The sequence below is a fragment of the Deinococcus aetherius genome, from assembly GCF_025997855.1.
In the GTDB taxonomy this organism is placed as follows: domain Bacteria; phylum Deinococcota; class Deinococci; order Deinococcales; family Deinococcaceae; genus Deinococcus; species Deinococcus aetherius.
Window position 1 is genome coordinate 590506 of the sequence record NZ_AP026561.1, and the last position, 24607, is coordinate 615112.

General features: G+C 69.5%; 31 protein-coding genes and 1 pseudogene. 12 read left to right on the plus strand and 20 right to left on the minus strand.

What is annotated here, in order from left to right; all coding sequences use genetic code 11:
- Window position 1: 1 nt before the first annotated feature.
- The 4 genes from DAETH_RS18940 to DAETH_RS18955 all read left to right on the plus strand — a co-directional run bounded on the left by DAETH_RS18940 (window position 2) and on the right by DAETH_RS18955 (window position 2408).
- Window positions 2–847, plus strand: a complete 846-nt coding sequence (locus DAETH_RS18940; RefSeq protein ID WP_264777652.1) for a Y-family DNA polymerase — start codon at window positions 2–4, stop codon at window positions 845–847.
- A 9-nt stretch (window positions 848–856) separates the two neighbouring features.
- Window positions 857–1570 (plus strand): IS6 family transposase, encoded by a 714-nt coding sequence (locus tag DAETH_RS18945; protein WP_264777631.1) that lies wholly within the window; start codon window positions 857–859, stop codon window positions 1568–1570.
- Between the two features lie 64 nt (window positions 1571–1634).
- Entirely contained in the window at window positions 1635–2054 is a 420-nt protein-coding gene (locus DAETH_RS18950) for an SBBP repeat-containing protein (protein ID WP_264777653.1), read from the plus strand.
- Window positions 2055–2243: 189 nt separating this feature from the next.
- Window positions 2244–2408, plus strand: a complete 165-nt coding sequence (locus tag DAETH_RS18955) for a hypothetical protein (RefSeq protein WP_264777654.1) — start codon at window positions 2244–2246, stop codon at window positions 2406–2408.
- On the opposite strand, the gene DAETH_RS18960 is transcribed toward DAETH_RS18955, so the two are convergent.
- The gene (locus DAETH_RS18960; protein ID WP_264777655.1) at window positions 2405–3034 is read right to left on the minus strand and encodes a cysteine hydrolase; all 630 of its coding nucleotides are present in this window, start codon (window positions 3032–3034) and stop codon (window positions 2405–2407) included. The genes DAETH_RS18955 and DAETH_RS18960 overlap by 4 nt on opposite strands.
- Window positions 3035–3285: 251 nt before the next feature.
- Between DAETH_RS18960 and DAETH_RS18965 the strand changes: the two genes are divergently transcribed.
- Both DAETH_RS18965 and DAETH_RS18970 read left to right on the plus strand, forming a co-directional pair.
- On the plus strand, window positions 3286–3666 hold the full coding sequence (locus DAETH_RS18965; protein WP_264777656.1) for a winged helix-turn-helix transcriptional regulator: 381 nt from the start codon (window positions 3286–3288) through the stop codon (window positions 3664–3666).
- Between the two features lie 490 nt (window positions 3667–4156).
- Entirely contained in the window at window positions 4157–4414 is a 258-nt protein-coding gene (locus DAETH_RS18970) for a hypothetical protein (RefSeq protein ID WP_264777657.1), read from the plus strand.
- Window positions 4415–4685: 271 nt separating this feature from the next.
- Here the strand turns inward: DAETH_RS18970 and DAETH_RS18975 are convergent, their stop codons facing one another.
- From DAETH_RS18975 to DAETH_RS19065, 19 genes and pseudogenes are all read right to left on the minus strand, one after another.
- Complete coding sequence (locus DAETH_RS18975) at window positions 4686–5306, minus strand: NADPH-dependent F420 reductase (RefSeq protein WP_264777658.1); 621 nt, start codon at window positions 5304–5306, stop codon at window positions 4686–4688.
- Window positions 5307–5578: 272 nt separating this feature from the next.
- Window positions 5579–6160, minus strand: coding sequence for a Uma2 family endonuclease (locus DAETH_RS18980; RefSeq protein WP_264777659.1), 582 nt, complete (start codon window positions 6158–6160; stop codon window positions 5579–5581).
- Window positions 6161–6527: 367 nt separating this feature from the next.
- A complete protein-coding gene (locus DAETH_RS18985; RefSeq protein WP_264777660.1) occupies window positions 6528–7046 on the minus strand; it encodes an SRPBCC family protein in 519 nt (172 codons plus the stop codon).
- Window positions 7039–8088, minus strand: coding sequence for a saccharopine dehydrogenase family protein (locus DAETH_RS18990; RefSeq protein WP_264777661.1), 1050 nt, complete (start codon window positions 8086–8088; stop codon window positions 7039–7041). Before DAETH_RS18990 ends, DAETH_RS18985 begins: the two co-directional genes overlap by 8 nt.
- A 45-nt stretch (window positions 8089–8133) precedes the next feature.
- Window positions 8134–8934, minus strand: coding sequence for an SDR family NAD(P)-dependent oxidoreductase (locus tag DAETH_RS18995; RefSeq protein ID WP_264777662.1), 801 nt, complete (start codon window positions 8932–8934; stop codon window positions 8134–8136).
- 54 nt (window positions 8935–8988) lie between these two features.
- The gene (locus DAETH_RS19000; RefSeq protein ID WP_264777663.1) at window positions 8989–9861 is read right to left on the minus strand and encodes an SDR family oxidoreductase; all 873 of its coding nucleotides are present in this window, start codon (window positions 9859–9861) and stop codon (window positions 8989–8991) included.
- Between the two features lie 79 nt (window positions 9862–9940).
- Window positions 9941–10600 carry a TetR/AcrR family transcriptional regulator gene (locus DAETH_RS19005; RefSeq protein ID WP_264777664.1) on the minus strand — a complete coding sequence of 220 codons (660 nt, stop codon included), beginning with the start codon at window positions 10598–10600 and terminating at the stop codon, window positions 9941–9943.
- A 355-nt stretch (window positions 10601–10955) separates the two neighbouring features.
- On the minus strand, window positions 10956–11657 hold the full coding sequence (locus tag DAETH_RS19010; RefSeq protein WP_264777665.1) for an SDR family oxidoreductase: 702 nt from the start codon (window positions 11655–11657) through the stop codon (window positions 10956–10958).
- Entirely contained in the window at window positions 11650–11907 is a 258-nt protein-coding gene (locus DAETH_RS19015) for a hypothetical protein (protein ID WP_264777666.1), read from the minus strand. Before DAETH_RS19015 ends, DAETH_RS19010 begins: the two co-directional genes overlap by 8 nt.
- Before the next feature lie 46 nt (window positions 11908–11953).
- Window positions 11954–12520, minus strand: a complete 567-nt coding sequence (locus DAETH_RS19020) for an NADPH-dependent F420 reductase (RefSeq protein ID WP_264777667.1) — start codon at window positions 12518–12520, stop codon at window positions 11954–11956.
- Window positions 12517–13248 (minus strand): nuclear transport factor 2 family protein, encoded by a 732-nt coding sequence (locus tag DAETH_RS19025; protein ID WP_264777668.1) that lies wholly within the window; start codon window positions 13246–13248, stop codon window positions 12517–12519. Before DAETH_RS19025 ends, DAETH_RS19020 begins: the two co-directional genes overlap by 4 nt.
- Window positions 13245–13433: a Sec-independent protein translocase subunit TatA/TatB gene (locus DAETH_RS19030; RefSeq protein ID WP_264777669.1), complete on the minus strand. Its 189-nt coding sequence runs from the start codon at window positions 13431–13433 to the stop codon at window positions 13245–13247. The genes DAETH_RS19025 and DAETH_RS19030 overlap by 4 nt, the downstream gene beginning before the upstream one ends.
- A 78-nt stretch (window positions 13434–13511) precedes the next feature.
- Window positions 13512–13910 (minus strand): nuclear transport factor 2 family protein, encoded by a 399-nt coding sequence (locus tag DAETH_RS19035; RefSeq protein ID WP_264777670.1) that lies wholly within the window; start codon window positions 13908–13910, stop codon window positions 13512–13514.
- Between the two features lie 10 nt (window positions 13911–13920).
- Entirely contained in the window at window positions 13921–14877 is a 957-nt protein-coding gene (locus DAETH_RS19040; protein WP_264777671.1) for an alpha/beta hydrolase, read from the minus strand.
- Window positions 14878–14935: 58 nt separating this feature from the next.
- Window positions 14936–15532 carry a nuclear transport factor 2 family protein gene (locus DAETH_RS19045; RefSeq protein ID WP_264777672.1) on the minus strand — a complete coding sequence of 199 codons (597 nt, stop codon included), beginning with the start codon at window positions 15530–15532 and terminating at the stop codon, window positions 14936–14938.
- Between the two features lie 10 nt (window positions 15533–15542).
- Window positions 15543–16369, minus strand: a pseudogene (locus DAETH_RS19050) (SDR family NAD(P)-dependent oxidoreductase).
- Window positions 16370–16619: 250 nt separating this feature from the next.
- Window positions 16620–18791, minus strand: coding sequence for a tetratricopeptide repeat protein (locus DAETH_RS19055; protein WP_264777673.1), 2172 nt, complete (start codon window positions 18789–18791; stop codon window positions 16620–16622).
- Window positions 18792–19029: 238 nt separating this feature from the next.
- Window positions 19030–19518, minus strand: a complete 489-nt coding sequence (locus tag DAETH_RS19060) for a thioredoxin domain-containing protein (RefSeq protein WP_264777674.1) — start codon at window positions 19516–19518, stop codon at window positions 19030–19032.
- Window positions 19519–20124 (minus strand): CGNR zinc finger domain-containing protein, encoded by a 606-nt coding sequence (locus DAETH_RS19065; RefSeq protein WP_264777675.1) that lies wholly within the window; start codon window positions 20122–20124, stop codon window positions 19519–19521.
- A 308-nt stretch (window positions 20125–20432) separates the two neighbouring features.
- Between DAETH_RS19065 and DAETH_RS19070 the strand changes: the two genes are divergently transcribed.
- From DAETH_RS19070 to DAETH_RS19095, 6 genes are all read left to right on the plus strand, one after another.
- Window positions 20433–21065: a YceI family protein gene (locus tag DAETH_RS19070; protein WP_264777676.1), complete on the plus strand. Its 633-nt coding sequence runs from the start codon at window positions 20433–20435 to the stop codon at window positions 21063–21065.
- 52 nt (window positions 21066–21117) lie between these two features.
- Entirely contained in the window at window positions 21118–21525 is a 408-nt protein-coding gene (locus tag DAETH_RS19075) for a DM13 domain-containing protein (protein ID WP_264777677.1), read from the plus strand.
- 65 nt (window positions 21526–21590) lie between these two features.
- Complete coding sequence (locus tag DAETH_RS19080) at window positions 21591–22502, plus strand: alpha/beta fold hydrolase (RefSeq protein ID WP_264777678.1); 912 nt, start codon at window positions 21591–21593, stop codon at window positions 22500–22502.
- Between the two features lie 93 nt (window positions 22503–22595).
- Window positions 22596–23564: an NAD(P)/FAD-dependent oxidoreductase gene (locus tag DAETH_RS19085; RefSeq protein ID WP_264777679.1), complete on the plus strand. Its 969-nt coding sequence runs from the start codon at window positions 22596–22598 to the stop codon at window positions 23562–23564.
- Between the two features lie 17 nt (window positions 23565–23581).
- Window positions 23582–24076 (plus strand): peroxiredoxin family protein, encoded by a 495-nt coding sequence (locus DAETH_RS19090; RefSeq protein WP_264777680.1) that lies wholly within the window; start codon window positions 23582–23584, stop codon window positions 24074–24076.
- 43 nt (window positions 24077–24119) lie between these two features.
- Window positions 24120–24599: a YkgB family protein gene (locus DAETH_RS19095; protein WP_264777681.1), complete on the plus strand. Its 480-nt coding sequence runs from the start codon at window positions 24120–24122 to the stop codon at window positions 24597–24599.
- Window positions 24600–24607 lie beyond the last annotated feature (8 nt).

Below are 24607 nucleotides of genomic sequence, written 5' to 3' on the forward strand. Positions count from 1 at the left end.
GGTGGCGCCCGGACGCACGGCCCCCATCGCCTGCGTCCACCTGTCGCCCTGGGCGCTGACGCTGCTGACCCGGCAGCATCCCGGCGTGCCGGTGGCCGTGCTGGGGGAAACGACCAGGCGGGTCACGCAGGCGAGCCCGGAAGCCCTGGCCGCCGGTGTGGGGATGGGGATGAGCGAGGCGGCGGCCCTGTCTCGCTGCCCAGACCTGCACGCCGAGGTGGTGAGCAGCCCCACCGCCCGCGCGACGTGGGCGGAGCTGCTGGAGACGCTGTACGCCCGTTACAGCGAGCGGGTGCAGGGGAGCGCGCCCGGTGTGGCGTTCCTGAACGTGGGAGACGGGGCGGCGCGTGACCTTGCGGCGGCCCTGCACGCGCCCGTGGGCCTGGCCGCCAGCCTGGAGGTCGCCCTGCTCGCCGCCCGACGTGCCAGGCCAGGCGAGGTGCGCTCGGTGATGGGGGAGGCCGAACGTGCCTTCCTGCCCCTCACGCCCGCCCATCACCTGGACATCCTCGGCCTGACCCCCTCCCACGTGGAGGGGCTGCACTTTATGGGCCTCCGGGGCCTCGCCGACCTGATGAAGTGGAGCGCCGGGCAGCGGGAGAGCTACTTCGGGGTGGACGTGGGGAAGCGGTTGAATCGCTTCTTGCGCGGGGAACGCACGCTGAGCGTCGAGCGGTACATCCCCCACTGGGTGATCGAGGCGAGGCTGGGCCTCGATCACCCGCTCACCGAGCCCGCCCAGGCCGAGGCCGTCCTGGCGGACCTGGCGCCTGGTCTCCTCGCGGAGTTGCGGGGCCGAACCTGCGCGTACCTGACCGTGCACGGTTGTGGCAAGTTGTTCGGGTAGGGTGACGCGGTGCCCTGCGGTCAGAAGCTCCCCGGCTATCGTTTTCCTCTCGCCGTGATCGGCTATGCCGTGTGGTTGTACCACCGCTTCACGCTCAGCTATCGGGATGTCGAAGAACTGCTGCTGGAACGAGGAATTTGCGTCACCCGTGAATCTATCCTGACGTGGTGCATCAAGTTCAGCGACTTCTTTGCCCAGGGACTGCGCCAGCGAGAACCCCGACGGGGTTCTCGCTGGCATCTCGACGAAATGCACGTGGACGTCGGCGGGGTCAAACACTGGCTGTGGCGAGCCGTCGATGAACGTGGAGCTGTGCTGGACGTCTTCCTTCAGCAATACCGGGATACCGAGGCCGCCCGCTCGTTCTTCGCTCGCCTGCTCGGTGAATACGAGGTTCCCGAGGTTATCCATACGGACAAGCTCTGGAGTTATGGTGCAGCGCTTCGGGAACTTCCCGTGCTCCACACCGTGGAGCACGTCCGGGTTGTGTCCACAGCCCGTTGCAATAATTTGATCGAACAGTCCCATCGACCGACACGTCAGCAGGAACGACAACAACGAGGATTCAGGTCACGAAAACGCGCTCAGGGCTTCCTCGACCTGCACGCCCGCATCAGCAACCTCCATCACCCAGCCCGCCCGACCGTTCCCGCTTGCTACCGTCGTCATCACCAACAAGCCGCCTTTAAGACGTGGCAAGAAGCCGTGTCGCAGGCGGCCTGAACTTCAGGCCGCCTGCCTTCCCGCAGCCCCTCTGCTCCCTTGAAGCCAACAACTTGCCACAACCGTGGCGGGTGAGACGAACGGCAGCTTCGCGGGCTTCACGAACGCCGGGTCGTACGACCCCTTCCTCGTCAAGCTGCGGGCGAACGGCGCGCCGGAGTGGGTCCGGCAGCTCGGGTCGCCGGGCGAGGACTACGGGTACGCCGTGGGTCTGGACCTGCGCGGCAACGTGTATCTCGCCGGTGACACGCCCGGCCGCATCGACGGTGGGGCGGGCGAGGACGGCGGCTTTTTCGTGGCCCGGTATGGTCTGGGCGGCGAGGACCGGGGGGTCCGGCAGTTCGGCAGCGCGAACGAGTTCATCGAGGATGCGGCCGTGGACCCGCTCGGCGGGGTGACCGTGACGGGCAGCACGGGCGGCGACCTCACTGGGGCGGGCAACGCGGGGGCCGTGGACGCCTTTGTCAGCCGCCTGACCTGGTGAGGTTGAGGAGCGACGGCGAGGTGTGCCCCTGCGCCGGACGCGGGCGGGCCGCACCCTACGGAGGGCCGGGGGATAGCCTCGCTGGCCCCGGACTTCGTCCCCGAGGCGCTGGCTCAGGTGCTCGGCGTGCAGACCCAGGGACTGTGCACACGGCAAGAACAGCGGGAAACCGCGCCTGCGGAGCGTGGGGTGCTGCTCGTGCTGGACAACGTCGAGCACGTCATGGCGGCGCTCCTCGCCGCACGGCTTATGGAAGCGGCACCTGGGATCCGCCTGCTGGATGCTGGCCTCGACCCGTTGCGCCTGTGCCGAGCGCAGCGGGTTGAGGCGGGAGGGCAGCGGTCCCCCTTTTAAACGGGGCGCGAAGCCTGCTTCAACGCCGCGACGAGCGCCGCGGCCGACACCCGTGCCCCGAAAATGGGCACGACCCGGTCCAGCACGTATTCCCGCTGCTCCGGGGTGAAGGCCGCCGTGGCGTCCTCCACGACCACGGCCTCGTACCCCCGGTCGTGCGCGTCGCGCAGCGTCGACTCCACGCACGTCTGGAGCGCGAAGCCCGAGAGGTAGAGGCGTTCAATGCGGTTGTTGCGGAGGAAGCCGTCAAGGTTGCTGCCCGCGAACGCACTCACACCGATCCGGCCGCGCGCCACAAATTCGCCTGCGCGCGGCGCGAAGTCCGGCGCGAACTGGCTGCCCTCACCCGAGAACAGTCCACTCGTCCTCAAGATCTCGCGCAGGCCGTACCGCACCCGCCCGAGTTCCGGATGCCCCGCCTCGAAGTCGTACCCGACGTGGATCACCGGGAGGTGCGCGTCGCGCGCCGCTTGCAGAACGCGCACGGCGTGGGACACCGCGGCATCGAACTGGACGCGGTCCTGAATGTAGGGTTGCATGCCGCCCGTGGCGTCAAGCCATTCGCGCTGAAACTCGATGAGGACGAGGGCGGCGTGGTCGAGCACGGGGGGGTCCTGATGGGTCATGGTTGGTCTCCTGAAGGGTCGTGGGGACGCCAGCTGGACGCGAGAAGCGACGGGCGGCCGGAGAAGGGCGGAACGAGGGCACGACGGAAGCCTCCGGGGACGCGTCGGCGTCCCGCGGTTGTACGGTTCCTCCTGGGTGGAGGGGCCAGGGCCGCCTGGGATGGCAACCGGTGACCTTCCTCGACTGGGGTCATGGTAGAAAAACGCCGCTCTGGACGCAAGAATGCACGAAGGCGTAATATAGGTAACGAATGGAAACTACGTTACCGCTGTACGAGCCTGATGTGCTCAACGTGAACTGCCGCTCGCGCCTTGCGTTCGACGTGGTGAGTGATAAGTGGACGCCCCTGGTGGTGTACGCCCTGCGGCGAGGCGGGCGCCGTTACAACCAGTTGCGCCGTGACGTCGGGGGCGTCTCCGCCAAGATGCTCAGTCAGAGTTTGCGGCGTTTGGAGGCCGACGGCCTGGTGGAACGTCGGGTGACGCCCGCTGTGCCGCCCGAGGTGGAATACCGCCTTACCCCGCTCGGCTCGACGCTGCTCACGCCGATCAGTGTGCTGGTGGCGTGGGCTGAGGACCATTACCTGGACGTCGAGCGCCACCGTGCGGCGGGTGGAGCGACGCGGCCCTGACCGGTGGGCCGTCCGGTGGTGCCACCGCTCCGCCTGGCCGAAGGGACTGGGGCAGGTCAACCGAGATCCGGGGGTCACGTCACTTCCATCTGTGCAAAGGCCTCGGGGTAGACCCCGGTCCGCCGCTTGAACTGCCCGCGGTTCATCTTCAGCGCCCGTTCCAGTCGCTCGTGTCCCACCCTCCCAGCTTAGCCAACCTCTTTCGCAGGAGGTCTATTTCCTTTGCCTAGGGCGCACACCCTCCTGCGGGCTGCTGAACTGTAGCCCAATTTTTCCCCCATCCGGGACCATCACGGGTTGACTGGGCGTCCCCGACGTGCGCCTCCTCTGGAGATTTGGGGTGGCGGCGAGCACCGGGTGTGCTCTGCTTCATGGCACCCCGGTGGCAGAAGGATCGGTGGAACCCCGGCACGCCCTCACCCCGTGGAGACCGGGCCAGCGAGGTGAGGGACAGCGGCCGGTCAACCGGGCCTGCGCCCTAAGATCAACCATGGACGACCGGGGCGGCTCCCATCTTCCCACCTACGCCACGAACCTGCTGGGTCGCGGGCAGGACCTGGAGCGGTACCGCGACGTGGTGAGCGACCTCGCCCGGGGCCGGGGGACGCTCACCGAGGACGAGGGGGCGGAACTCACCCGCCGGATGGAACAGTTCCTGCCGGACGCGCCGCTGGCCTCGTGGATCGCTCCGGGCGGGAGCGCCGTGGCCGCCGAGTTGGCGCGGCGAGGCGTCCCGGATTCGGCCTGAGGACCCGGGTGCGGGGGCGAGGCCGCAGGAAGGTGGCCCCGCCCCACCTTGTGAGAGCGGTGGCCCCACAGGTTGAGGGGCAGTCTCCCACCCCACCGAGTCCACCCGGCTGGGATGACCCCAGAAACAAGCCCCCAACTTATCCGGCGAATGCTGTGAGAGGCGAAGGACCCACTTCCCCCATAGGTGCGTCCGCAGTGAATCCCGGGATGAGGGGCTCCGGCTGCGGCGACCACCGCGAGACGCGGAGGGCCCGACCCACAGGTTCGGATCAGGAGGTAGCCAGAGCCTCCCTGGCCTCGCGCCCGGTGAGGTCGCGGTTGTAGAGGGGGCTGCCCGGTTGAAAGCGAGTGCTGCCCGGCAGGTCGCCCCCGTCCACGGGCGCGAACCCCAGCTCGTCGATCAGGTGTGAGACGACCGCCTTCGCCCCGGGGTCGTCGGCCTCGACGAAGATGGCCCGGCGCTCGCTCTGGGGTTTGCCCGGGTCGCCCTGCTCGGCCAGGTGCCGAAACCAGATGGTGTTGAAGGCTTTCACCACGCGAACGCCGGGCAGCAGCCGGGCGGTGTACTCGGCCTCGGACAGCCCCCCAAGGTCAATCTCGCCGTCACGCTCGGGGTAGTAGTTTGCCGCCGTGACCAGGATCTTGCCGGACAGGTCCTCACGGGGCAGCTCGGTCAGGCGTCCGAAGGGGATAGCCTCGACCACGACCTCGGCCTCCCGGGCCGCCTCCTGCGGGGTCACGGCGCGAACCCCTGGGCCAAGCTCCGCCACCATCTCCCTCAGACTCTCAGGCCCGCGCGAGTTGGCGAGCAAGACGGCATGTCCCCGCGCGGAGAAGAGGCGTGCGAGCGTGCCGCCGATGTGCCCCGAACCTATAATGCCAATGTTCATGCTGTTTCCCCCACGTCCATTCAACGTCGCGGGACGGTCCTGAGAAGAGGCGGCCAGTCACCTTTTTTTGTGGGGGGAACGAGCCGCTCGTCCTAAGCTGTTTGAACGCCTCTCGTCGCTGCTTGGACGAGGAAGTGAGCTATTAGACCTCCTGCGAAAGTGAGAGGCCAGGCTGGCCGGGTGGGACACGGCCAAGCTGCTCTTTCCATTCCTGGACGGTTTCAGGGATGTTCGTTCCTTTGTGTGGCGAAGGTGACGAGGGCCGGGCCAGATCAGACGGGGACATCGGCATAGATGTCGTCCAGGCTCAGGCGGTGGCCCAGGCAGGGAAGGTCCAGGGTGCCGCTGCTGGCGAGTTCTTGCAGCTTCCAGGTCTCGCCGCTGCGGTGGTAGGCGTACACCCGCCGCTCGGCCTGCTCGACGATCAGGTAGGTCTGGAGGCTGGGCAGGGCCGTGTAGGCGGCGTATTTGGCGAGGCGGTCATTTTGCGCGGTGCTGCGCGACGTGACCTCGACGAGCAGGCAGGGGGCGGTGACGACCGTGGCGCCCACGTCCGGCAGGTGGGGGGGACAGACGGCCATCACGTCTGGGTAATAGAAAGCGTTGGTCTGTTCAGCGCGGAGCTTCATATCGGCCACGTACACCCGGCACCCCACCGCGCGAGCGGGGGCGTGCAGCGCGGCCAGGATGTTGCCGCAGATTTGGGCGTGCCCGGCGGTCGTTCCGGCCTGCGCGCGGGTCAGCCCGTGGAGGGGGTAGACGAACCCGCCCACGTACTCCCGCTTGACCGGACTGGCCTCCTCGGTTCGGAGGTACTCCTCCACACTCATGGGCTTCAGGCTCGGGGCGCTCATGGGGTCATGGTACGCCCGAGTTGCTGAGGTCGAGTTCGGTGCGGCGCGCCTCGCCGTGGTTCAAGGCGGTCACGGGGCGTCTGTGGCGGGCGCGAGCCAGTTCCTAAAGGTCGGGTGCAGGTACTCGCCCTCGCGCACGCGCAGCGGGGCGGCGGGTCGCTGGACGTTGTGGGCCGACCCCCCCGCCACCGGGGAGGCAGCGACCCAGAGAAACCCATGCCCCCGAGCCCTGGACCGCCGACGATCTGCTCGCGTCCGGCGAAAGGTGGACCTCAAGGCGAGACGAGTTTCATGAGCAACAAAGTTGCAACGGAAGAAGAGCCGTACGTGGGCCGCGCCTTCACGGACGGGCCGCGCGGGGGCGTGCTCAGCCCAGGGGCTTTCCGGACCGCCTCGCTCCCTTCACCCGCTCGGCGGCGCAGGCCAGCCGGGACAGGCCCTTGAGCCAGCGTTGGTGCTCACGCAGCAGGGCCGCGCGCAGGAGGCCCCGGCCCAGGCGCGGCACCAGCCCGAACTGGACCTCCTCGGTGACGACCCGCGTTCCGCCCGCCACCGGGAGCAGTGTCCAGGCGTGGTACCCCCGGGCCCCCAGCCCCTCACCCCGCCACGCGAGCCGGTGGGGTGGCCCAAACTCCTCCACGACCGTCCGCACCGGCACCCCGAAGGTGGTCCAGCGAAAGCGCGTCTCCGGCCCCAGGAGTTCTCCCTCGCCTTCAAGCCGCACGTTCCGGCTGTTGGCGTACCAGGTCGGCCACAAGGCGGCGTGAATCAGCGGCGCCCAGACCGCCCCGGGCGGCGCGGGGATGAACAGCTCGTTCACCGTGTGGACGGGGGCGTGGCGTGGATCGAAGCCGGGCGGCCAGACCATCCGGGTGGGCTCAGACATCGTGACGCTCCACCCCGGGCAGGCCCAGCACGGCGTCGGGGCCGAACACCTCAGCCGGGGTCTGGAAGCCCGGTGCGGCGGCACCGTCCAGCACCGCCCGGACCGCCGCAACGGCCGTCAGCGCGCTGAAGGTATACGCCTCGGGTCCTCTCAGCAGAGCGCGGGCTGAGCGGCCGCCCGGGTCCCGCACCTCGCCCCAGACCGCCGTGAAGCCCGCAGCTCGTTCGGCGTCACTGGGTCCCTCCGGCTGCCGCCGGGCCTGACCCAACAGCAGGTTCTGCATGGGCCGGGCGGCGAGCAGCGGCGCGAGAAAGCGGCTGGCACGCATCAACCCCGAGACGGGGGGTGGCACGACCGCGTACGTCTCGATGTTCCCTATGCCCGTGCTGAGGTAGGCCGTGCTCAGGTCACCGCGCCAGGGGTTGCTCAGGGTCTGCCTTTCTTCCTTCCCAAAGAGGACCCGTTTGGTTCTCACCCCCGCCATCTCGGGGATCAGCAGCCCGCCTCGCCGGGCGACTCCCCCGTGCGGCAGGTCGGTCAGGAGCGTTTCCGCCGTGCCGCGCGACACGCCCCCCTCGGCCCAGAACGCCAGGGTGAGGTGGGTGGCCCCGGGAAGACGGCGGGCGAGGTGCACGGCGAGGCTGTCGGTGGGCAGCACCCCGAAGCCCACGCCGGGCAGCAGCATCACCCCGGCTGAGCGTGCCTCCCCGTCCCGCGCCGCCAGGGCCTCGAACTCCGGCACCTCCCCGGCAAGGTCGAGGTAGTGGGTGCCCGTCTCCAGGGCGGCGGCGACCAGCGGCGGGGCCGTCTGGCGGAAGGGGCCGCTGACGTTGAGCAGCACGTCCACGTCCGCGAGCGCGGTGCGCAGGTCGCCGGGCCGGTCGAGGCCGAAGGCGCGGTGGGGGAGACCGAGTTCGCGGGCGAGCGGCCCGAGCTTCTCCTCGCTACGTCCCCCCAGGATAGGGCGCAGTCCGCGCTGGGCGGCGGTGCGGGCGATCAGGCGGCCGGTGTACCCGGTCGCGCCGTACAGCAGGACGGTCATGGCGTTCCTTTCATTCGGGGACGGCGAGACAGACGGCCTCACCCCTCAGTGCGAGTGGGCCTGGGCGCTTTTGACGATGCCCGGCACCAGGGCACGCGGCAGGAAGCGCGGCGAGAGCGCCTGAAGCTGGTTGGCCCGCCCCGGAATGATCACGCGCTGCCCGCGCAGCAGGGCGTCCACCCCGAGCCTCGCCACGGTCGCGGAGTCCATGATGGCCCGGCCTTTCACGAGCTTGGAGTCCTCCATCCCCGCCCGGGCCTGAAAGCCAGACTCGGTGGGCCCTGGCGCCAGGGTCGTGACGGTCACGCCGGTGCCGCGCAACTCCTCGGCGATGGCCTCGGAAAAGCTCAGCACGAAGGCCTTGGTCGCGTAGTACACCGCCATCAGCGGGCCGGGCATGAAGGCGGCGGTCGAGGCCACGTTCAGCACCCGCCCGCGCCCGCGCTCCACCATGCCGGGCAGCAGGCGGCGGGTGAGTTCGACGAGGGTGGTGACGTTGACCTGAAGCATCCTCATCTCGTGGTCCAGGTCGAGCTGCCAGAACTCGCCGTAGCTCGCAAAGCCCGCGTTGTTCACGAGCACGTCCACCACGAGGCCGCGCCGCTGCACCTCGGCCTCCAGGTGAGCCGGGGCGGCAGGGTCGCTGAGGTCGAGGGCGATGGAGTGGGCGGTGACGCCGTGCTGGACCCGCAGGACTTCGCCCAGGGATTCGAGCTTGGACAGGGTTCGCGCGACGAGCACGAGATCAAAGCCGCGAGCGGCGAGTTCGCGGGCGATCTCCTCGCCGATGCCGCCGGACGCGCCGGTGACGAGGGCGAGCGGGCGGGGGGTGGGAGTCTGGGTCATGTCAAACCTCCTGAGTCGTGGAGAACGTGAGGGTCGGTGTTCTGTGCGTGCGGGTCAGCGTGCGTAGGCTTCGCTGCGGCTCCACAGTTCGCGCGCGAGGGCCTCGTCGTGGGAGGCGTCGGAAGAGGGCACTGCCTGCGCCTTCTCGTTGAAATACTCGCCGGAGCGTCCCCCAAGCGCCGGGTCGGAGGCGAGGGCGACGGACGTGCGGGCCCCCGTCGCGGGACGGGGCATCACCAGCCCGTACACGGCCCGCAAAGGGCCGGGAAGCGTCCGCGTGAGCCCCGTCCCGATCACCCCGGGGTGCAGGGCATTGGCCGTGACCCCTGTGCCCCCCAGGCGCCGCGCCAGCTCGTAGGTGAACAGCACGTTCATCAGCTTGGTGTTGCTGTAGGCCTGCCAGCCCGCGACGGGAAAGCCAGGACGGTCGTACTGCCGCGCGTTCTCCAGGTCGTCCAGGTTCACCACGCCGTCCCGGTGCGCCTCGGAGGAGACGTTCACGATCCGGCCCGCGCCGCTGGCTTTCAGGAGGGGCAGCAGCTCGTTCGTGAGCATGAAGGGGGCGAGGTGGTTCACGGCGAACTGCACCTCGATCCCATCCGGCGTGAGTTCCCGCTTCGCCGGGATGATCGCCGCGTTGTTGATCAGCACGTCGAGCCGTTCCACCTGAGCCCGCACGTCCCGCGCCAGCCGCCTCACCTCGGCCGGGGAGCGCAGGTCCGCGAGCACCAGGGACACGAGGGGATTGGCACTCGACCGCCGAATCTGCGCCACTGCCGCCTGCCCCCGCGCCTCGTCGCGGGCGTGGACGAGGACGGCCGCGCCCCGCCGGGCGAGTTCCTGCGCCGTGGCGAGGCCGATCCCGGAACTGGCCCCGGTCACCAGCACCGTCTTGCCCCGCATGTTCTGTCCCTGTGTTCGCGTCATGTCGTCCTTCTCCTGGAGGTGTGAGCGATGGGGTGATCCCCCAACGAAAACCGCTGTGGCGTGTGGGGAGGTGCCCCCGTCACTCCTCCCGGAGCGAGCCGTGCAGCAGTGCGGTGAGGGCGGCTTCCAGCTCGGCGCGGAAGTCGAGGACGAGGCCCGCGAGCGCCGGGTCCCCCGCAGCCGCGCGCAGAGCAGGGGTTTCGGCGGTGACCTGTTGCAGCCCGACGACCAAGGCGTTCAGATGCAGCAGGACCCGCGTGCCGTGCCCCGGGGGCAGGCCGGGGAGGCACCGTTCGAGCCGGGCGCCCGTGCGGATGAGGTGGTCCATCAGGCGGGCCTTGAACCCCACGCCGACCTCTGCCGGGATGTTCTGCTCCAGGACGCCGTTCAGGATCGCCAGCAGCCGGATCATGTGCTCCCGACTGTCCAGCGACTGGACGAGCAGTGCGGCGACCTCGGCTGGGCCCGTGGTGCGGGCTTCGTCGAGCGCCGTGTTCACGTCACCGAACCACCCGCCCAGCAACCGTTCGAGCGCGGCGAGAAAGACCTCCTCCTTGGTCTGGAAGTACAGGTAGACGCTGCTCTTGGCGAGCCCCGCCCCGCGCGCGATGTCGGCCATGGTGAGGTCGGTGTAGCTCTGCTCGTCCCACAGCCGCAGCGCACTGTCCAGCAGGGCCTCGCGGCGGGCCAGCTTGTCCTCCTCGCGCCGGGCGCGTTCCCCCTTCCCTTTCGTGACCACGGGTCGGATATTAACTGACCCGTGGTCACTAATCAAGAGCCCTTCTTGAAATCGATCTGGGAGCGGCGTGACGCGGGGGGCGTTGGGATGGCGATACGAAGCCATCCATGACTCCACGCCCAAAGCCGGGGCTTGTGGCTGGACTCCGCGCACCTCGAAAGGCGGGCGGCTTTGGATTCAGCGTTCGACACATCCGGGTGGCATGACAGACACCCCGTGCTCGCCCGGTCCTGCCGGACAAACCATGCCCTGGGTTCGCTGTTCCTCGCCCCGCCGACAGACATGACGGATCGTGACGTGAGAGGATGTGAACTGAGGCTGGAGCGGTCACCACCCGCCGCTGGGGTGCCGGGTTTCACCACGCGATGGGCCGACGGTCGTGGAAGAAGCCGCCCGTCGGCCCGCCGTCGGGCAGGGTCGCCAGCCAGACGATGGTGTCCGCCCCCTGCTCGACACTTCTGGGTGCCGAGGAACCGCCCATGTCCGTGCGTACCCAGCCGGGATCGGCACTGTTCACCAGCACCCTCCGGCCACCCGCGTGCGCGACGAGACGGGTCAGGGCATTCAGGGCGGCCTTGCTCGCCGAGTACGCAGGCGCGTACCCTCCCATACCCGAGAGCTGCCCGGCCCCGCTAGACACGTTCACCACCCGCCCGTACCCCCGGTCGCGCATTCCCGGCACGAACGCCTGACACAGCCTCAGCGGACCCAGGAAATTCGTCTCCAGACTCTCGTGGTACGCGGCCACCGGAATGGTGAGGGCGTCGTCCCCTTCGTGCAGCAACACGGCGGCGTTATTCACGAGGATGTCCACCCGGCCGAACTCGCGCCGCACCTGCGCGTTCAGTTCGCTCGCGGAGGCCTCGTCACTCACGTCGAGGGGCATCACCGTGATCAGCCCGCCCACACGCCGCAGGGGCTCAGCGGCCCGCTCCCCGTCCGCCGGGTTCCTGGCGGTCAGAATCACTCGCAGGCCCTGTTCAGCGAGCTGGTGGCACACCTCCAGGCCAATCCCCCGGTTTCCCCCGGTCACCAGGGCGACTCTCGGTTCAGTCATGGTTCACTTCACCCCACAAACGCCCTCCGGACCGTGCGACAAGCCCCTGAATCCGGAGGTTGGCGAGCACCACCAGGACCGTGACCATCACCAGCAAGCCGAAGAGGAGGGCGCGTGGACCCGGCCAGGCCGCAGGGTCACAGATGAGGATGCCGAAGCAGAGCATCAGGTCGGCGGTGATTAGGCGCTCGTAGATCTGGAGCCACTCCCGGAGCGAAAGGGCCGTGGGGTCGTTTCGCCGGGGGTTCATGCGCCCTTCCCCGCCCCACGGGGCTCCGGACAGAAGAGGTTTCGAATCACGGCCTGCCCCCGTACCGCCCGAAGCGGTAGGTGAGGTCCGGCCCGTCCTCCCGACCGTAGGCGAGGTGCGCGATCAGAAGCGCGAAGGCCTCCAGTTCGCGGGCGACGACGAGGGCCCCGGCGTCCACGGGCCTGAAGTTCAGGTGGCCCGCAAGCTGAGCCACCTCCTCTTTCGCCTCAACGTCGTTCCCGCACAGCAGGTCGGGTGCCAGCCCGGGGGGTCCACGCCCGACCAGCCGCAGCACCTCCCAGGGCACGGTGTTGAAGGCCTTCACCACCCGCGCTTCCGGAACCTTGCGGGCGATGACCTCCGACCCCGACAGCCCCCCGCCGAGTTCCGGCACCTCCTCCTCGACCCGTGGGTTGGTGCAGTCGATCAGCACCTGGCCGATCAAGGGTCCTGCCTGGCGCAGCACGTCGTCCACGGAGGGCCAGGGCACCGCCAGCAACACGGTCTCTGCCCCCTCCACCGCCTCCCGGGGGGTGCCGAAGCGGGCACCGACACCCGCCGAGGCGGCCAGCCGGGCGGGCTTGGCCGGGTCCCGGCTGTAGCTGAAGGTCACCCGGTGGCCCGCCCGACTCCACCCGCGATGGCACGCCCAATGCCCCGTGCTGCGCCGGTGATATACGCCACCTGCCCGGTGAGGGTTTGTGCGGGAGCAGTGCGGTTCTGACTGGTCTGCGCACCTGCTCCCCCGGCCAGTGCCCCTCCGGCGAGCACCGCTCCGGCGAGGGCGCCGCTCTTCATCAGCTCGCGGCGGGAGAGGGTTTTCTCGTCGTGGGAAGCGTCCTCGGATGGCTCCTGGGCCCGGTCGTCACTCATGATCTGGTCCTTTCTCGGCCTCGTGGGGCTCACTGGACGTATCTCCCCACCACGTCCTGAATCAGGCCGTTCCGCACCGTGCAGTGGTAGGTGAAGTGCTCGCGCAGGCTGCCCGCGCGGAAGTTGTACTCGGACCGTCACGACGTTCGGATTGTTTGGGGCCGGAGTAACGCGCACGACCTCGTACCGCCCGCCGAGGTTGAGGACTTCGGGAATCAGGAAGCGGTTCATGATCTCGTCCCGGTTGGCGTAGATGTGCCCCACGCTGTCGAAACGGGCGTTGGGGGCGAACAGCGCGGTGACCGCGCGGGCATCTCCCCGGTTGGCGGCTTGCAGGAAGCGTTGCGCGACCTGCTGGGCAGTGGGTTGAGTGGTGGCTTGCCGGGCGTTCTGGGCGAGCGTGGGTGGTGCGCCCAGGGGGAGCAGCAGGGCACCCAGCAGGAGGGCGGGGCGAAGGGAAGTTCTCACGGGTTCATCTCCTTCGTGGAAGAGGGTCGGTCAAGTTCCTGCGGCTGGACGTCCTGGCCGCCCTTCCTAAACTCGCGGATGCCCTGCCCCAGGCCCTTGCCCAGTTCGGGCAGTTTCCTCGCCCCGAACAGGATCAGGAGGACGAGCACGATCAGGAGGAGTTCGATGGGACCGAAACCGAACATCGTCGTCTCCTCGTCGGGCTGGGGAGAAAGCCAGAAGTTCCCTTCGTTCCCTTGCGTCCTTCGGTCAGGCTGGGCACCTCAGGCGTACTGCAAGTCGGCGCGGGTAAGCTTGCCGTTCCAGTAAGTGAAGGTGTAAGCGGCCCGCCAGCCCTGCGAACCCCGTGGTGCCCAGTGGACCAGCAGTCGCACCCCGTTCGGGCGAGGGGTCGCCGAGAGCACCCGCAGCGTTCCCCCCATCACCTCGTTGCGCGCCCAGGTGCGGATGGCCTCCTGACCGCGAATCTGGCGGCTCACGTCGATCACCACGCCACCTGAGGCAAAACAGCTCACCAGAGCGTTCAGGTTGTTCCGGTTCACCGCGTTCACGTAGCACTGGACGGGAGCGGGCACGCTGACGCGTGCAGAGGAAGGGGCCGGTTGGCCGAACGCTGTCGGCGCAAGCAGGGCCGCGAGGGTGATGGCAAGTGGCTTCTTCATAGGTTCCCCCTCACCGCAGGGCCGCGTGGAAGTGCGCCGCGGCCACCTCGGCGGCAGGCTGGGTCAGTTCCTCACGGTCGTAGAAGTCGATGTGCGCCCCCTGTGCCCAGTGCAGCGTCTTGGGACCTGCCACGGCCCCGTAGAAGCGGCGCACGTTGTCCGGCAGCGCCGAATCGTCGCTGTGGATGAACAGGCTGGGAACGGTGATCCGGGGGGCGGGCGAGAGGGCGTCGAACCCCAACCACTCGGGCCAGCTCATCACTGCGAAGGCGTTGCGCCACGCGGGGATATTGCCCCGGGTGGGGTCCGAGTAGTACGGCACCCCCACCATCGCCGCGTCCTGATCGGTGTCGCTCTCGGCGGGCACGTACTCCACCTCGCCGGTCTGCTCGTACTGGCGCCGGGCCGCCTCTCCCCGCTCGATGCGCCGCCGCACGCCCTCCTCCCCGCCGTAGATGGAGCCCACCGTGCCGGGGTCGTGCATCCAGGCGGCGATGGTGGCAAAGGCGCGCAGGGCAGCGCCCTGCGCGATGGCGTGCGCCATGTACCCGGCACTCGCGCACACCGCGAGGCCGCCGACACGTTCCCCGTCCACCTGCGGCAGGGTCGCCAGGAACTCGCTGGCCCGCTGCAAGTCCACGATCTTGCGCGGTGGGGACTCGTACTCGCGGACGTCCCCACCGCTCTCGCCGTAGGAGCGGAAGTCGAAGGTGAGGGTGGCGAAGCCGAGTCGGGCGAGCTTGCGGGCGTACAGGTTCGCCATCTGTTCCTTGACGGTCGTCCACGACCCGGCGACGAGCAGGGCGGGCAGACGCTCCCCCTCCTGGTGGGTCGGGGGCAGGAACAGGTGGGCGACCAGCGGGACCCCCTCGCTCTCGAAGCTCAGGCGCGTCATGCGCGGTTCGCCGTGCACTGTGGAAGAGGGGTCGTCCGGTGAGACGCCGGGCTGAGAGTTGACCTGCGTCATGGATTCCTCCTGGATCAGGGAAAGGAGGTGGGCGCAGACGACACGCCCACCCGGATCGTCACTTCCTGCCGCGTTCCTTCACGCGCTGGGTGGCGAGTTCGCTGAGCTGCTGGTTGCCGATCTGCGCGCCGAGGTTCGCGCGCATCCGCGTCACCTTCCAGCCCTGCGGGGTGCGCTGGAGTTCGTGCGTGTAGTCGCCCACGAAGATCCAGGAATCGCCTCCAGGCGCGTTTTGCAGGAAGTGGGTGGCGTTGATGTTCGACGTGACGGCCGCCCGGTCCCCTTGCAGGGTGATCTGGTGCACCGTGACCTGGTGCTGGGTGTAGTCGTACCCGGGCAGCACGGTCTGCCACGCGTCCACGACCTGCTGGGGCGTCAGGTCCTGGGGCTGGCCCGTACCCGCCGAGGCGGTGGCGTACGAGGTGTAATCGAGCAGCACCCGGGGGGCGAACTGGGCGGCCACGATGTCCCACTGGCGGCGGTCGGCGTACACGGCGATCTTGTTGATCGTCTCCGTGATCGCCTGCTTGTCTTCCAGCACCCGCAGGCGTTGCTCGACCGTCTGGCGCGCGTCCGCCTGCTGGGCGGTGGCGTACCAACCTGCGCCGGCGAGGACGGCCATGCCCGCGAGGGCAAGGAGGGTACTACGTTTCATGGGAGGCTCCTTATCCGGCCAGGTAGCCGCCGGTCACGTCGAGGTCCATGCCGACAATCTCCGTGGCGTCGTCGCTGGCGAGGAACATCACGCTGCGGGCGATCTCGTACGGGGTGACGATCCGCTTGATGGGGTAGTCCCGCGCCGCCTGCTCGGGGGTCACGCCGAAGATTTGGAGACCCCGCGCGAGCATGGGGGTGTCCACGGCCCCGGGCGAGATCGAGTTGATGCGGATGTTGCGCGGCGCGTACTCGATGGCGGCGATCTTGCTCAGGCCCATCGTCCCGTGCTTGCTGGTGGTGTACGGCGCGATGGTGGCGAGGGCGATGTGCCCGGACACCGAGGCCATGTTCACGATCACTCCCCCGCCCTGGCGCAGCATCACGGGCAGCTGTTGTTGAAGGCGATGTCCAGTCGCCCGTAGCGGCTCAGGCATCCCTCGACGAGGTTGCGCACGTCCTCCTCCTGCCGCACGTCCGCGCGCTGGTAGGTGGCGTCCCCGCCGAAGGCGCGAATCTCCGCCTGCACCTCGGCCCCCAGGTTCTCCCGGCGCCCGCAGAAGTACACCCTCGCACCCTCCCGGGCGAACTCGGCGGCGGTGGTGCGGCCGATGCCCGAGGTGGCCCCGGTGATCAGGACGACCTTGCCCGCGAACCGGCCCCGGGGGTTGGCGCGCCCCGTGGCGGGCTGGGCGGGGGTGCGCACCTGGGCGGAGGCACCGCCCAGCGCGAGGCCCGCGAGGGCGACGGCCCCCGTGGCGAGGACGTTCCGGCGGGAAACCTGGGAGGAGGGGCCCTCGTGCGCCTGATCCTGGTTCTGCTCCTGATCGTCCGACATCTCGGTCTCCTTTGAGGCATGTCGCCTGCCGTGAGGCAGGGAGAGGGACGCGCGGGCAGGCCGTGCCCGACGCCAGCCGTGCCGGGAAGCGGGATGGGTGCCCACAGGGGCCGCGCCTCACCGGCAAGTTCCGCCGTGCCCACCCGCGTCTGTGGGGTGAGAACGCCCTCAGTGTGCTTGCCGCAGGGCTGCTTGCCCTCCCTCGGATGGGGAGGTCGGCAGTGATGAAGGCCCCTTGGGATTTGGCTTCTCAGAGCAGACGATGCTTGAGGGCGATCGCCACGGCATGGGCCCGGTTGACCGCCCCCAACTTGTTCAGGACCGACTTCACGTGGAACTTCACGGTGTGCTCGGTCACGCCCAGCGTGGCTGCGATGTCGGCGTCCGAGTGCCCCTCCGCGATCAGATGCACCACGGCCGCCTCACGGGGGCTCAGGGACGGAAAGCGTCGGAGCCCCAGCAGCCCCGCCGGGTCCGACGGAAGCTGGGCGGTCAGGCCGAGGTCGAGGCTGAGGTGCACGAGGTCGGCGGGAGTCCGCACCGACGCCTGGCCGTGCAGGAACAGCACCTCGCGGACCCTTCCCCGGCTGTCCTTGAGCGGCGTGAGCAGCATTTGCAGGTAGTGGCGCCGACCCTGGCCGACCAGCCTGGCCTTGTCGTACGGGAGCGGGGGGAGCAGCACGGCCTCCCCCTCGAAGGCACGCCGCACGAGGTCTGTCACCCCGAGTTCAGCGAATTGAGCATCCTCCAAGACGTTCCTGTCCGCAATTTCCTCAGGCCTCACGCCCCAGAAGGCGCTCCAGGCGGCGTTGGCGTCCAGGGTGTACCCATCCGGCGAGAAGAGTTGCAGACTGACCGGCACCTGCTCGAAGAGGCGGCGGTAGACCCCGTCCTTCGACCCGAGGGGCGAACGTGCGGGGCGCGACCACTGTTCAAGCAGGGCACACACGTCCTCCAAGACGACCTCGAAGTCGGGAAGTCCTTCCCGTGGGGGATGGAGAAGACCGGGCAGCAGAGGCGTCCGGCTCGACCGGAGGAGTTCCTGGATCCGCCGCACCCGCCCCTCATCTGCGGGTGCGCGGGGTGTGCCGCTGTGTTCACGCAGCCGCTCCGCGTGGCGGAACAACGTGACGGCCCCACCCGGGCTGCCGCGCTGTGTTGCCAGGCTGGCGAGGGCTTCCACACCGTCCGCGAGTTGCCCGGGGTCCTGCACGCGCGCGGCGAGGGTGATGCTTTCCCCCAGCAGCGCGGCGGCGCGCTCGCGCTCCCCACGCTCCAGCGCCACCAGGCCCAGGGCGTGCAGGGTCTGGCTGGTGCCCCCGGTGTCACCGAGGTCACGCCGCAGATGCAGGGCTTCGAGCAGCCGCTGGGCGGCTCGTTCGGGCTCTCCCTGCCGCAGGGCCACGAGTCCGAGGTTGGTCAGACTTCGCGCCATCCCGATACGGTCCCCGAGGTCGCGGCGCAGCCGCAGGCTCTCACGCAGGTACTCTCCCGCCTCGTCCTGCCGCCCTTCCCGCGTGGCGACGTTGCCCAGGGTGTTGAGCGCCGCCGCCTCCACCCAGCGGTCCCCCACCTCCCGGGCCAGGACCAACTCCTGGGTCAGGTAGACATTCGCTCGCCGGTACTCGCCCCGACGCATGGCGACGAACCCGAGGTTCCCCAGCACCAGCGCTTCCTCCGCCCGGTGACCGACCAGACGCCACAAGGCCAGGGCCTGCTCATGCAATTCAGTGGCAGACTCGTACTCTCCGCGTCCCTGGGCGAAGCTGGCGAGGCCGTACAGGGCGCGCGCACGGACATCCCGGGGGGCATCCGGGCAAGCTTGCAACGCGGCCTGGAGTCGGCGCGCTCCCTCGGTGTGCTGGCCCTTGACCCACCAGTAGGGGAACAGGGCAGCACCCAGGCGCAGGGCCGATGCCACCTCCCCCTGGGCCGTCAGGGTGGTGAAGGCCGCCTCGATCTCCGCCTGGCTGTCCTCCAGACGGGTGAGCCACTGGGCTTGGCCGGGTCCCCGGAGGTGCGGTCCAGCCTCTTCCGCCAGGGCGAGCAGGCGCAGGGCGTGCCTCGCAGAAGCGTTCTGGCGTGGCACCCGCCTGCGAACCGCACCGGGAGCGGTCCGCGCGAGCCTGGACCAGTCGGCCTGAGCGGTGTCAGGAACGGCCTCGCTCAGCAGGGCCTGAAGGTCTGGCCACAACCCCCGGGCCTGCCACTCCTGCACCCGGCGCCAGCAGGTCATCCCGCTGCCGCAGCCCAGGTCACGGGGGAGCCTGTTCCAGGCCAGCCCCCGGAGAAGCAGATACACCAGCCCTTCGAGGACGGCCCGGTCCCGAACGCGGGGGCGACCCTTCCGGGAGGCACCAGCGGGGGTGAGGAGGGGTTCAACCCGAGCCCACACCTCATCGGTGATGTGGTTGACTCGCATCCCTTACTGTGCGCACCGGGACTTCGGCTTTTGTTACGGCCGAGCTGAGAGGCGTCACAGAAGAGTGAAACCCCACGAGGCCGGTTCTGGAGGGTCGAGCGCCCCACGCCAGGGTCGTGGGCGACGCCCTCAACGGTGTTGCCCTCTTGCCGGGCCAGCTCGACGGCGTTCCGCTTGAACTCGGCGTCGGAGGTCCTGCGTGTTTCCATGCCCCACGTCTGTGTGAGGGTCACGCTTTTTATCCACGACCACGCACAGCAGGGCAACTCCAGTTCAGTGTTGAGTGGCGATGAAGGTGAGGGCGTCCACCGGGCTGAGGTGCCCGCGCGCCCCCCGCGTACAGGGCGAGCGCAACCACCCGCCCGGGCCGCACGACGGCGGCGGTGCTGTGCCGCCGCTCGCCCGCCTCGCCCACGTCTTGCAGGAGGCGCGCGACTTCCTCCCCGTGCAGCGCGGGCACGGGCGGGCGGCGTGCCCAGGGCCAGCGGGACCCGGGAGAAGCGGCCGCGCCGCTCAGGACCACGACCCCCACCCGCTCCTCGCGCAGCCGCTCGGCGTGCCGCCCGCAGTCCCGGCGCTGGGCCTCGCAGTGCGGGCAGCCGTCCCCGTGATCGAAGAGCACGACGCCCCGCCCGCCTTGCAAGACCTCCGCGAGGTGGGCCGAGTGGTCCCGGCCGTCCCGCACCACCACGTCAGGCAACACGTCCCCGGGCTGGAGGCGCGACACTCATGCGCTCCCGGCCACGCCCTCCCGGCCCTTGCGGCGGAAGCGGGCCTGTTTCTGCACGTTGCCGCAGCCCTGCATGGAGCACCAGCGCCGGGAGTTGTTGCGGCTCTCGTCGTAGAACAGCAGGTCGCACTCGGGGTTCTCGCACTCTTTCAGCCGGTGCGGCTCCAGACGGTGCAGGAGTTCGGCGGCACTCCTCGCCACCCGCACGCTGGGGTCGAGCGGCCCCAGGATCTCCAGCCGGGCGCCCCTTGCGAACTTCCCGCCCTCCCGGCTGACCTGCACCCGCTCGCGGCCCTGGTCGAGCACGGCGTTGAGCGTAGTCAGGCCGCGCTCGGTGCCCGAGGGGTCGTCCTCGTGTCGGGCAAGGGGGCGGTACACCGCGTCGAGGGCGCTTCTCAACCGCCGAGCAGCGTGCAGGGCCGCCTCGGGGTCAAGCCGGGTGGCCTCTTCCTCGGAGAGCACCCCCGCGCGCACGAACCAGCGCCGCGCGTCCTCGCCGGAGGTCAGCAGTTCGTCCGCCCCGCCGGGCTGAGCGCGGTGCATCAGGGTGTTCACGAGGTCCACGCTCGGGTCCCCACCCACAAACTCGAAGTCGAGGGTCATGGCCTGAGCATACTCCTGTAACTATCTTAACTCCAGTACGAAAGTTACAAGTCTGGAACGGCGCCGGGCCATAAAACGTCGCCGTTCCCGACGGAGTTTGCCGCAGTAGGGCGCTCCTTCCCCACGGGTCTGGCTTTTCTGCCGTCCCGTAGCCTGCTTACCCCGGGTAAAACCAGGAGACTCTCTGGGTAACAAGTCCTGAACTAAGTATAACCTTCAAAAGAACTTGACAGTGGTTACACCAGGGGCGTAAGGTCAGTCCAAGCAAAGACCGCGAACAGTGGTTACGCAAAGACAGGAGGCTCACCATGCACAGCTCCATGACCCTCGCCGCCCCGAAGCCCGCCCGCCGCCCCGCCCCCCGCTTCCTGCTGCTCGCCGGCGCGGCGCTCGTCCTGGGTGGTCTGGGATTCGGGGCACAGACGTACCTGGGGCATGGACCCGCACCCATCACCGTCACCGACACCTCCGGCGGCGCCACCTTCAACTTCCGCGTCACCGGCATCCCCGTCCCCGGCAAGATTCAGGGGGTCACCCCGAAGCTGACCTTCTCCCCGAGCGACCTCGGCGCCGCCCAGGGGCAGATCACGGTCAACCTGCGGGGGCTGGACACCGGCATCGCCCTGCGCGACGAGCACGCCCGCAATTACCTCGGCGTGGCGAAGCACCCCACCGCGATCTTCGCCCTGAGCCGCATCGAAGGGGCCAGGACCCTCAAGCCCGGCCAGACGCTCAACGCGACCGCCCAGGGCACCCTCGACCTCAACGGCGTCAAGGTCCCGCTGAGCGCCCCCATCGCCCTGAGCTACGCCCCCGACGGCTCGGCCATCAACGTCAGCACCGCCTTCGACGTGACCTTCAAGCAGCACCACATCTCCATCCCCGGGGCGGACCCGCAGACCGACGTGAAGGTCGCCTTCCGTCTGCCCGTCCGCCAGTAGGTCCTGTCCAGTCCATTCCCCCGCCCCACAGGCACCGACAAGGAGCACGACCATGACGCACTTCACCGCCAAGACCGCCCTGACCGCCCTCGCCTTCCTGACCCTGACCCCGGGCCTCGCGCAGGGGACGCCCGGCGCCTTCCACGCCCTCGGCGCCCCCACCACCGGCAGCGCCGCCATCGTGCAGAAGAACGGGCAGGCGACGCTGGAACTGCGCGGCCTGAAGACCGAGCCGGGGCCGGACCTCCAGGTGTGGCTGTACCAGAACGCGGCGCCGCAGAAGGGGGCCAAGGACGCGGACATCGGCAAGGGCAAGTACGTGAAGGTGGGGGAGCTGAAGAAGTTCAACGGGAATTTCTCGTACCCCATTCCCAAGGGCACGAACGTCACCGGGTACAAGAGCGTGGTGATCTGGTGCGAGCAGGTCAAGACGGCCTTCGGGGCCGCCGACCTCCAGTGAGCCCGTCGGGAACCGGGCTACTCTCCCGGTTCCCGCCCCCATCTGACGCCTTCGGAAAGGACAGCATGACCCTTCACGCCACCAGCGGTGCCCGGCCGCCCCTCGGGGCCCATCCCACCTCGCCTACCACGTTTCACACCGTTCAGCTTGGCGGGGTCAACGTGTTCTACCGTGAGGCGGGCTCGCCACAGCATCCCACCGTGGTGCTGCTGCACGGCTTTCCGTCGGCCTCGCACCAGTACCAGGGCCTGATGGACCGCCTCGCGGACCGCTATCACCTGATCGCGCCCGACTACCCCGGTTTCGGCCACAGCCATCACCCCGAGCCCGCCTTCGCGTACACTTTCGATCACCTCGCCGCCGTCGTGGAGAGCCTGCTGGTCCGGCTCGGGCTCGACCGTTACAGCCTTTATCTTCAGGACTACGGGGGCCCGGTCGGACTGCGCCTCGCGGCCGAGCACCCCGAGCGGGTGCAGGCCCTCATCTTGCAAAACACCAACGCGTACGAGGAGGGCCTGTCGCCTGCCTTCGACCCCGTGCGCACCCTGTGGCACCGACGCGACGCCGAGACCGAAGCCGCCGTTCTGCCCTTCTTCGCCCTCGACACGACCGTCTTTCAGCACACCCAGGGGGCGGCCGACCCGGCGCGCATCAACCCGGACGTCATCGACCTCGATCAGGCCAACCTCGACCGGCCCGGGGCCCACGCGATCCAGCTTGACCTGCTCTACGACTACCGCACCAACCTCGACGCCTACCCCGCCTTTCAGGCGTACCTGCGTGAGCACCGGCCACCCACCCTGATTCCCTGGGGCAAGAACGATCCCTTCTTCACCGAGGCGGGTGCCCGCGCCTTCTTGCGCGATGTGCCGGACGCTGAGTTGCACCTGCTGGATGCGGGGCACTTCGCCCTCGACGACCACGCCGACGAGATCGCCAGCCTGATCCGAACGTTTCTCTCTCACCACCTCGCTTGACCGGGAGCGTGACTGCTCGCCGCCCCCACAGAACGCCATGACCCGGGGATGCGCCGACACCGCTTACCTTCACCCGGCGACAAAGGACAGGCCATGACTGAAGCGCCCCTGCACGACACCCTGATCATTGGCGGCGGCCCCGCCGGGCTCTCGGCGGCCACCCACCTCGCCTTCCACCGCCGCGACGTGGTGGTCATCGACCGAGCCAGCGGCCCGCTCCGGTACACCACGACGCCCCTGCACAACGTGCCGGGTTTCGTGGGCGAGCGTGGGGTGGACATCCTGAAGCGGTTGCGGGGAGACGCCGAGGGGGCCGGGGCGAGGCTCGTGAGGAGCAACGTCACGCGCGTCTCCGGGCAGGAGGGCGACTTCACGGTGGAGACGGACGTGGGAACCTTCCGCGCCCGCACCCTGCTGCTCGCCACGGGGGTTGCCCGGCACCACCCCCGCGTCTCGGGCCGCTTCGAGCCCTGGCTCCCCTACGCCGCCAAGGGCAACACGTACTACTGCCCGGACTGCGAGTCGCCGGAGGTGCTGGGCCAGGACGTGCTCGTGATCGGGGTGAACTCACCCGTGGGGGCGGCCAGCGTGGCGCTGACCCTCTCCGAGTTCGCACGGGAGGTGCGGGTGCTGCTCACCGACTCCGAGGAACTCGACGAGCCGTGGGCCGGGCGACTGGCCCGCCGGGGCATCACCTGGCAGGTAGGGGAGATCGCGGCCGTGGAGGGCAAGCGCGGGCACCTCGACGCCCTGACCCTCGCGGACGGAACACGCCTCACCCCGGAGGGCGTGTTCGTGGTCGGGCCGAAGACTCCCCGCAACGACCTCGCCGTGCAGCTTGGCCTGGAGCTGAGCGAGAAGGGGCACGTCAAGACCGGCTGGCGCGGGCAGACGAACGTGCCGGACGTGTGGGCCGCCGGGGACGTGCAGCCGCAGACCCAGCAGGTCTCGGTGGCCTTGGGTTCGGGCAACATCGCCGCTGTGATGATCGACCAGACGCTGACCAGGCTGGGACTGCGCGACCTCGGTCGTGAGGTCACCGAAGCCCTCGCCGCCGACTGAACCCAGGAGAGACGACCATGACCCAGACCCAGAGCCCCGCACTCCGCCTCCAGCCCGGCGCCGCCTTTCCTGCCCTCTCCGCGCCGCTCCTGGGTGGCGGTACCCTCACCCTGCCGCAAGACGCCCTGGGGGCCTGGAGCGTCGTGCTGCTCTACCGGGGCGACTGGTGCCCGTACTGCCGCACCCAGCTCACCGACTTCCAGCGCGCCGCCGAGAAGTACGCGGCAGCCGGCGTGAGGGTCTTCGCCCTGTCCGCCGACACGGAGGAGGAGGCGCAGAAGACCTTGACCCGCCACGCCCTCACCCTGCCGGTGGCCTACGGCCTGAACCCGGGGGCGGTGGCCCGCAGCCACGGCGCGTCCACGGGTGAGGACGGCGCGTACCTTCAGGCCACGGGCTTCGTGCTGCGCCCGGACGGCACGGTCGCGCTCTCGCTGTATTCCAGCGGCGCCGTCGGGCGACTGAACGCCGCCGACACACTCGGCTTCATCCAGTACCTTCAGAAGCACTGACTCTCCATCTCCACGGGCGCCGGCCCGGAAGGGACGACCCACCGTGCGCGACCCTTCCCCCCGACCTCCTGAAGGCGTGCTCCTGGCCGTGGGCGGCTTCCTGCTGCGGTACGGCGTGGTGCTGCTGCTGGTGGTCTACGGCCTGGCGAAGTGGACGCGGGCGGAGGCGCTCGCCATCCAGCCCCTCGTCGAGCACAGCCCGCTGACCTCCTGGCTCTACCAGCTCACGAGCGTGCAGCGCGGATCCGAGGCGCTCGGAGTCGTGGAGCTGAGCACCGCGACCCTGATGGCCCTGCGCCCGCTCTCCCCCCGCCTGTCCGCCGTGGGCAGCCTGCTCGCCGCCGGGATGTTCCTCGTGACCCTGAGCTTTCTCGTCACGACGCCGGGCATCGACCCGGGCACCGGCGGCTTTCTGACCAAGGACCTGATCCTGCTCGGCGCGTCGCTGTGGACTGCCGGAGAAGCCCTGCGCGCGGTCCGAACCGCTTCCCCCCGAGCACGCCGCCGGGCGGGGCTGGTGTGACGCCCGGC